The following is a 6,983-nucleotide window of genomic DNA, read 5'->3' as shown; positions in this document are numbered from 1 at the left end:
ACGCCATACATCTACCAGGGCGAAGAGATCGGCATGACCAACGCACCGTTCGCCTCCGTGGAAGACCTGCGCGACATCGAGTCGCTCAACCACTATCGCGAAGCCGTTGTCACCCAGGACGCCGAGCACGTCATGACCGCCATCCGGCACATCGGACGCGACAACGCTCGCACACCAGTGCAGTGGGACGACGGCCCTCAGGCAGGCTTTACCACCGGGTCCCCTTGGATCGGCGTCAACCCGAACCATGCCTGGCTCAACGCGACAGCCCAGTACGACGACCCCCGGTCGATCTACCGCCACTACCAGCACCTCATCGAGCTCCGGCACAACCTCCCCGTCGTCGCGCACGGCGACTTCACCATGCTTCTGGACGACCACCCCACGGTCTACGCCTACGAGCGCCACCACGACGAGACCACGCTCCTCGTCATAGCCAACCTCGCGAGCGAACACGCCGAGGTCGAACTGGACGTCACGTCGGCCGAGCTGCTCCTCAGCAACACCGAGACCGGCACACCACCCAAGGAGGGGCGCCTCTCGCTCGCCCCTTGGGAAGCCAGGATCTACCTCTCGACATCGCTGCGGTGACACCGAACCCGACCGCCTCCAGAGGTCGCACCCGACGAACCTCGAAGGGATAGATCACCCGACGGGATCCCTGATCGCGCCTCACGACACCCGCACGCGATCAGGGATCACGATCTTGGTGCCCGGTGCACCAACACGCACGCGGTCAGACGAAATCCTGTCAGCGAGAGGATCGTGCGACGCGCGGACCCGCACGTTCCCACATGCGATACCAGGTACCGCGTGGAGACCGCAGGGCTAGATCGGTCGTCAACAAGCCCCGCCTCTGTTTGCGTACGACTTGGCGCATGGGGAACGAGATGAAGGCTACAGAACTGGCGGAGCGCACCTACCTCCCAAACGAGGTGGAAGAGCTCGCGGAGATGCACAGCTTCCTCGAGGCGCACAAGCGAGCGCGCTGCACGGACGTCCCACCGCGCTATCTTCTTGCGGGCGAGGAGCACCAGGTCGAGCTGCCGGAGTCCATGTACCGGCTGCTCCTTCAAGTGGTCGATGCCCTGAGTGCTGGGAGCGCCGTCACGGTAGCGCCACGTTCGACGACGCTGACGACTCAGCAGGCAGCAGATCTACTGGGTGTCTCTCGCCCGGCCGTCGTGCGTTTGATCGATGCCGGGCAGCTGCTGGCGCAGCGTCCCGGAACGTGGCGGCAGGTGCTGCTCAGCGATCGACTGGCGTACCGCGAGCAGCGTCGTCAACGTCAATACGACGTGCTCGAGCGATCCGCGCTCGATATCGACGAAGAGGATCCGGCCGAGGTCGCTGAGCAACTGCGCGAAGTACGCAAGGCCGTGGCAGCACGTCGGAGCGGCTGAGGGCGAGTACCTGGAAGAATCGGCGGCGTGTCCGCCGTCGTGCTCAATACGTGTGTGCTGTGGCAAAGCCTGCAGCGGGACTTTCTGCTGAGCCTGGCCATCAAGGGCCCATACCGGCCGTTGTGGTCCTCGGCGATCTTGTCCGAACTTGAGGAGCACGAAGGCCGCACGCTCGTGAGCCGTGGCGCGAACCAGGTCGGCGCCGAGCGCGCTGCTCAGTACCTTATTGGCCAGATGAGCAGCGCGTTCGACGGTGCCTGTGTCGAGGGTGGGAACCGCTGGACGGGTCATACGGCCTACCAGGCCCGGACGACGAGCACCTGGTCGCCGCCGCTGTCGTCGGCGGGGCCGGCGCGATCGTCACCGTGAAGTCGCGGATGGTCTGGGCGGCAGCTTGTGCGATCAGACCTCCGGCGATTGTTGCGCCTGTTGTGGAGAGCGCCGCGAGTTCAGTGATGGAGCCGACGCCGAAGAGCATGCCGGTTCCGGTGGCGCCAGAAACGATGGCGTTGGTGTCAGTCGCGAGATTGAAGACGGTGTCCTTGACCAGTCCGGTTCTGGATAGTTCGCTGCGCAGCGTCACCAGAGTTGGTTGCGCCTCGTCGCGCCATAGATCGGTGATCTCGACTTGTAGTGCTGGGTCGGTGGCGTCTGATGCGACCTTGTCTGCGAAGCCGGTGACGCCCTTGCGGTACCGCACCATGGGACTCGCTGAGCTGAGTTCGCGTGTCCAGGATCGACTCGGTCGGGGCGTCAGGAAAGGCCGGAAGTCACTCGATCAGACCGGTACCGGTCGTGGCCCGCATACCGTGTTTGGTTGTCAGCGGATGCATCTGAGCCTCGTCCTCACGCATCATCGCAACTACCAGTTCACCGACCTGCTCATCATCAAAGATCAGGTGGCTGGTGGGATCGGTCAGAATTTGAGCGCCCCACCCGCGTCTCTGATCGACACCCGCACGCCCACCCTCAAGACCGTCGACCTGCCCTCGAGCTACACGTTCCGATCCCTTGGTTGCGGTGACGCAGGCGAGGCCCTTGTGCTGGGTACAGACGGCCAACTGCATGTCATCGACCCCGAAGCCGGCGCGCTCGCCCGCTCCAGCCCTGTCATCGACGCATGGGAGAAGCCCGAGGAGTGGCAGAGCCACCCTCTACGTCCTGGACGGAACCGGGTACATCACCGACCCCGCAAAGAAGATGCTCCACGCTGTCGACATCGAAACCGCGAAGCCTGGGACAGCACCGCTCACCGTTGAACCGAACGAGCTCAACGGCGCCTCGGGCGCAGCCGAGGCCGCTAGCCACGATGACCACTCCCATGAGGACGAGCACGCTCACGAGGACGCGTAGGGCTTGACCTTGCGCCCTGTGAGCAAGGGCGCCGACTGAGCGTTCTGTTGCCTAGCGAAGAATTTCCCGATCGAACACCCGGTCGCGCGGCTCCCGGTGGAAGGTTGAAGCCCCAGATCTCGTCACCAATCGCGTGGAAGGTGACCAGGTGAAGGTGCCGCGACGAAGGACCCGGGCGGTCGAGCGAGGACTGATCGATTTGCCTAAGTAGGGCCGGCGAGGAGCCCAGGGTAGTTGTACGGCCCGGCGCAAGTCGATGGCGTTAGGTCGCGCTCCTCGACGAGCGACAGTAGCTCCCCGACCAACAACACGTCATTGAGCTTCGAGCAATCGACCGCAGTCCGTTCCCCGTCTTTGGCGCTGCAGCCTGATGGCGGAGTGGCCATGTGCGCGTACTCAGTCGAGTCCATCTTTGGGCAGACGTCTCTGCCGAGGTGGACGGCCCGGACCTGGGACAGGCGCACGGGTTCGTGCTCGCCGCCCGCGCACCGTGTCGTCAGTCTGGTCCGCGAAGGTGTGGCGCAGCTCCAGGGCGTACCCGTGGCTGTGCTCCTCCTGGGCGGCGTGGGCGACCATCGTGATGATCTGCGGCCACAGGGTGGTGTTCGGGCTCATCGCCCTGCTCCTTGCCTCGCCGGTTGATGACCGGGACGTGGAGCGCGGGGGGCAGGAACGGCCCGAACGGGGGTCAGTCGCTCAGGAGGCAGCGGCCTGGTCGGCGGTGATCCCGAACCGGCGTTCGAGGATCTCGATCCCCATGCCGCGTACCTGCACCAGGACCCGGCGCACCCGGCGCTCGGGCAGGTCCAGGGCCTGGGAGATCTGCGCGGTGGTCGCGAGCGGTCCCTCCTCCTGGGAGTAGTAGCTCCCGGCCCACGCGTCAGCGACCGCTGCCACGACTGGGTCACTGCTGGCGCCGGCCGCGTCCAAGATCGTCTTGACGAGCTCACGCCCCTCGGTGGGGTGCAGGATGAAGTCCGGCTCGTCCACGACCCGGTCGTGGTTGTCGATGTTCAGCGCGCCGACCTCGCCGAGGTCCGCGGCGGTGGCAAGCGCCCCCTGGTAGGCGGCGTCCTTGCGGGTCAGGCTGACCTGCTCGTTGTGGGCCTCGACCGTCTCGGCATCCGTGGGCTCGCGGTGCTGGTTGGCGCGCAGCTGGTCGCGGGTGCGTTCGAGGGTGACGCGGCGGCGCATCACCGACTGCATGCCCGAGACCGGTGCACGACCCAGCTCGGAGTGGGCGTAGGACCGGGCGCGGTCCGCGCACGAGACGTGCAGCAGGGCCTCGAAGTTGCGGACCTTGTCCAGGGACTCGACGTCGTTCGTGAGCTGCTCGACCATCTTGATCGCGACCTCGCAGACCACCGAGGCCATGTCGTCCAGGTGGTTGTCCACGCTCAGTCCGTATCGCCGGCACAGTGGCCGGGCGATGCGCCGGTAGAGCGCCATGCGTTCGGCGATGAACGCCCCGGCGGCGGTGCGCCTGGCGTCCTCGTCGCCGATCGCGGCGATGTCGTACAGGTCGTCGAGGGTGGTCCTCATAGTCAGTTTGTCCCCTGCTGATGCGTGCTGATCTGGTCTGCGTTGAACTGGTCGGCGTTGCTCGTGCTGGTCGTGGTGGCGCCCATGAGGGACGCGACGGTCGGGTGCGCGGTGATCGCGGGGCCGGCCGTGAAGGGGAAGCCAGGCCACGGGGCCTGGTCGCGCCTGGTGTGCATGACGTCGCACCAGGCGATGTACCTGGACCCGGCGCACCGGGGGTCCAGCAGCCAGGAGATGTTCATCCGGCGCGTGGTGGTGGCCTGGGAGAAGGACGCGAGCTTGGTCAGCGCGGCCTCGGTGCGGCGGACGCCCCAGCCGGGCTGGGCGATGACGAGCTGGCGCAACGTCAGGGCGAGCAGCGGGCGCCCGGGGGCGGTCGCCGCCTGGGCGATGACCTCGGTCGGGGTGACCTGTCCGGCGGTGATGGCGAGCAGCCACTGGGCGCGGGTGCGCCGGGCCGCGGTCAGGGCGGCGTTGGCGTGCGCCCGGGAGGGCACGGGGGTGCGGGTCAGGGTCTGGGGGCTCACGCGGAGACCTCCAGCATCCAGGGCTCCACGCCCCAGTCGATCGAGCCGCCGTCCGCGAGCCCGGGGGACAGGGCTTCGCACAGCCAGTCCTCGAATTCGGCGTTCGGGTCGCGGTGGTCGTGCTCGTACCCGTCGCGCCCGATGAGGGAGACGTTGCGGGTGTCCAGGGTCGTGGTGACCATCAGGGCGGCCGTGGCCCGGCGCACCGAGAGGTGGTCGGTGGGGTACAGGGCGTTGTAGTCCGCGATCAGCGTCGCCAGGTCCGGGTACGCCTTGGTCGCGGCCAGGGCCCGGACCTTGCGCCCGATGTGCGGGTCGCCGACGGACTGGCGGATGAGGGTCTCGGCCTCGACGCGGATCGCGCGGCTGAGGTAGCGGTGCATGTCCACGCGCGTGAAGTTGCTCGTCACCAGCAGGCGTTCGATGATCCGGTCCAGCGGGTTGCGTGCCGCCGCGGACTTCGTGACGCCGGTCGGGGTGACGCGTTCGCTGTCCTGGGACTCGCCGAGGGTCATGACCGTCGTCAGGTGCTCGATCTGCTCCTGGTCGAGCATGGTCGCCGGCCCGCCCTCGCCCCACACCTCGCGGGCGACGGCGTAGTTCGCCTTCTCCAGGGCGCGGCGTGCGATCGGGGTCAGGCGCTGGCGCAGCAGCCACGTGGAGAGGTGGCCGGTCTCGACCAGGGCGCGCAGGGTCGCGATGAACCGGGTCCGGGAGGTCAGCGGGGCGCTGGCGTGGGCCGGGACGTCGCAGTCGGTCAGGTCGACGTCGCCGGTGCCGGTGCTCCTGCCCGTGCTCGTTCCCGTGTCGCTGGACGCGTCGCGGTCGTTGTCGAGGACGGTGTGGAGGGCGGTGCCGGTGCCGATGGCGTCCGCGTCGAGCTGGGCGTAGCCGGTCATGGTGTGCCCGAGCCCGGCCGCGGACCAGGACAGGTCGAGAGGGTCGCGCACGAGGTGGACGGGGCCACCTTCCCAGCGCACGGGGATCGGCAGGGCCAGGCGCTCGGTGCCGACCTGGCTGGTGTCCTTGCGCCCGACGTTGATGCGCGAGCGGCGCCACGTCCAGGTGGGCAGGACCACGACGGCTCGGGCGGCGCGCAGGCGTGAGGTTGAGGGCTCGGCGAGGAGGCTGGCCGCGGCACGCCCGACGGCGATGTCGTGGAGCAGCGCACAGGTAGCTTCTGACCAGTCGTGACGAGGAGGTCGTGGCATCTTCTCTGCGGACCTTCCGGGTGGTCGGAGCCGGTAGCTCTCAAAGAACTAGACAGGGGGAGGTGATCCTCATCACTCAGGTTCGAGTGTGATGCAGGTCACAGATTGTGTCTTCGCAGGTCAGGATCGCGATAACACCGCACACTCACCCCTATGCACCCAGATCGGGCTCAGGTCTACGCGCGCCCGTCCCGGGCCACGACGTGCACCGCAGCGGCCACGATCAGGACGGGTGTCACCAGGGCCGGAACCCACAACACGCCCAGGGCTGCGACCGTCAGGCCGGCTATCAGCAGCCACCCCCGGGGCGAGGCGGACGCCAGCCACGCCAAGGCTCCCAGCGCCAGCGCGGCGAGCGTCACTATCCACAGGGGGCGTTCGAGCCCGAGCGTCGACACGGCCAGGATGAGCGCGAGCACCGCCACGGCCGCGGGCACCAGGCGGCGCACCAGCGTGCCCGCGACCAGGTCTCCTCGGGCCGCGGCGAACGGGCCGGCCTCACGGCCCGGGTCGGGCCCAGGGGCCGGGACGTCGGCGACCGGCACAGGAGCGAACACGGGCGCAGGGAAGTGCGGGCGCGCCGAAGCCGCCCACGCCTCGCCCTCGGTCAGCACGGTCGCGGCCAGGTCCTCACTGAGCGAGGCAGGAGCAGGCGAGGCCGGGACGGGAGCGGGCGCAGCAGGGTCGGTGTCGGGGGAGCGGCGCGCCAAGCTCGGCAGCGCGCGACGCACTCGCGAGCGGCCACGACGCGGTGCTGGCGCCGTCGAGCGCACGCCCGGGATCGGGCCGACCCACGCCGAAGGGCCTGGGCTCTCCTCGCCCATGATCTCCTCGGTGTGCAGCACCAGCTCGACCTGGGGTGCCCGGCGCTTAGGACGCTTCGGTGGGCGCGGTGCCGACGGGAAGAGGTCGTCGAGGCCGCCCTGGTTGCTCATCGCCGTCCCCGC

At 68.5% G+C, this 6,983-nt stretch carries 9 protein-coding genes; 5 read left to right on the top strand and 4 right to left on the bottom strand.

Translation table 11 applies throughout. The features are described from left to right. The 5 genes from ACFWGN_RS12045 to ACFWGN_RS12025 all read left to right on the top strand — a co-directional run. Nucleotides 1-591, top strand: a 591-nt coding sequence (locus ACFWGN_RS12045; RefSeq protein WP_377617038.1) for a DUF3459 domain-containing protein, incomplete at its 5' end; no start/stop codon positions are given. Between the two features lie 287 nt (nucleotides 592-878). Continuing rightward, complete coding sequence (locus ACFWGN_RS12040) at nucleotides 879-1,403, top strand: helix-turn-helix domain-containing protein (protein ID WP_377617037.1); 525 nt, start codon at nucleotides 879-881, stop codon at nucleotides 1,401-1,403. A gap of 27 nt (nucleotides 1,404-1,430) precedes the next feature. Then, entirely contained in the window at nucleotides 1,431-1,772 is a 342-nt protein-coding gene (locus ACFWGN_RS12035; protein ID WP_377617035.1) for a PIN domain-containing protein, read from the top strand. A gap of 458 nt (nucleotides 1,773-2,230) precedes the next feature. Continuing rightward, complete coding sequence (locus ACFWGN_RS12030) at nucleotides 2,231-2,662, top strand: hypothetical protein (protein ID WP_377617034.1); 432 nt, start codon at nucleotides 2,231-2,233, stop codon at nucleotides 2,660-2,662. Nucleotides 2,663-2,817: 155 nt separating this feature from the next. Beyond that, nucleotides 2,818-2,967, top strand: coding sequence for a 50S ribosomal protein L32 (locus ACFWGN_RS12025; protein WP_377617057.1), 150 nt, complete (start codon nucleotides 2,818-2,820; stop codon nucleotides 2,965-2,967). Between the two features lie 485 nt (nucleotides 2,968-3,452). Here ACFWGN_RS12025 and ACFWGN_RS12020 read toward each other — a convergent pair whose 3' ends face one another. The 4 genes from ACFWGN_RS12020 to ACFWGN_RS12005 all read right to left on the bottom strand — a co-directional run bounded on the left by ACFWGN_RS12020 (nucleotide 3,453) and on the right by ACFWGN_RS12005 (nucleotide 6,971). Then, the gene (locus tag ACFWGN_RS12020; RefSeq protein ID WP_377617032.1) at nucleotides 3,453-4,298 is read right to left on the bottom strand and encodes a hypothetical protein; all 846 of its coding nucleotides are present in this window, start codon (nucleotides 4,296-4,298) and stop codon (nucleotides 3,453-3,455) included. A gap of 2 nt (nucleotides 4,299-4,300) precedes the next feature. After that, entirely contained in the window at nucleotides 4,301-4,825 is a 525-nt protein-coding gene (locus ACFWGN_RS12015) for a hypothetical protein (protein ID WP_377617030.1), read from the bottom strand. After that, nucleotides 4,822-6,036, bottom strand: a complete 1,215-nt coding sequence (locus ACFWGN_RS12010; protein WP_377617028.1) for a hypothetical protein — start codon at nucleotides 6,034-6,036, stop codon at nucleotides 4,822-4,824. The genes ACFWGN_RS12015 and ACFWGN_RS12010 overlap by 4 nt, the downstream gene beginning before the upstream one ends. Nucleotides 6,037-6,212: 176 nt before the next feature. Beyond that, nucleotides 6,213-6,971 carry a hypothetical protein gene (locus ACFWGN_RS12005; RefSeq protein WP_377617027.1) on the bottom strand — a complete coding sequence of 253 codons (759 nt, stop codon included), beginning with the start codon at nucleotides 6,969-6,971 and terminating at the stop codon, nucleotides 6,213-6,215. Nucleotides 6,972-6,983 lie beyond the last annotated feature (12 nt).

The organism is Oerskovia sp. NPDC060338, assembly GCF_042726295.1.
GTDB classification, from domain to species: Bacteria; Actinomycetota; Actinomycetes; order Actinomycetales; family Cellulomonadaceae; genus Oerskovia; species Oerskovia merdavium.
This window is presented reverse-complemented; position numbering and strand designations above follow the sequence as displayed.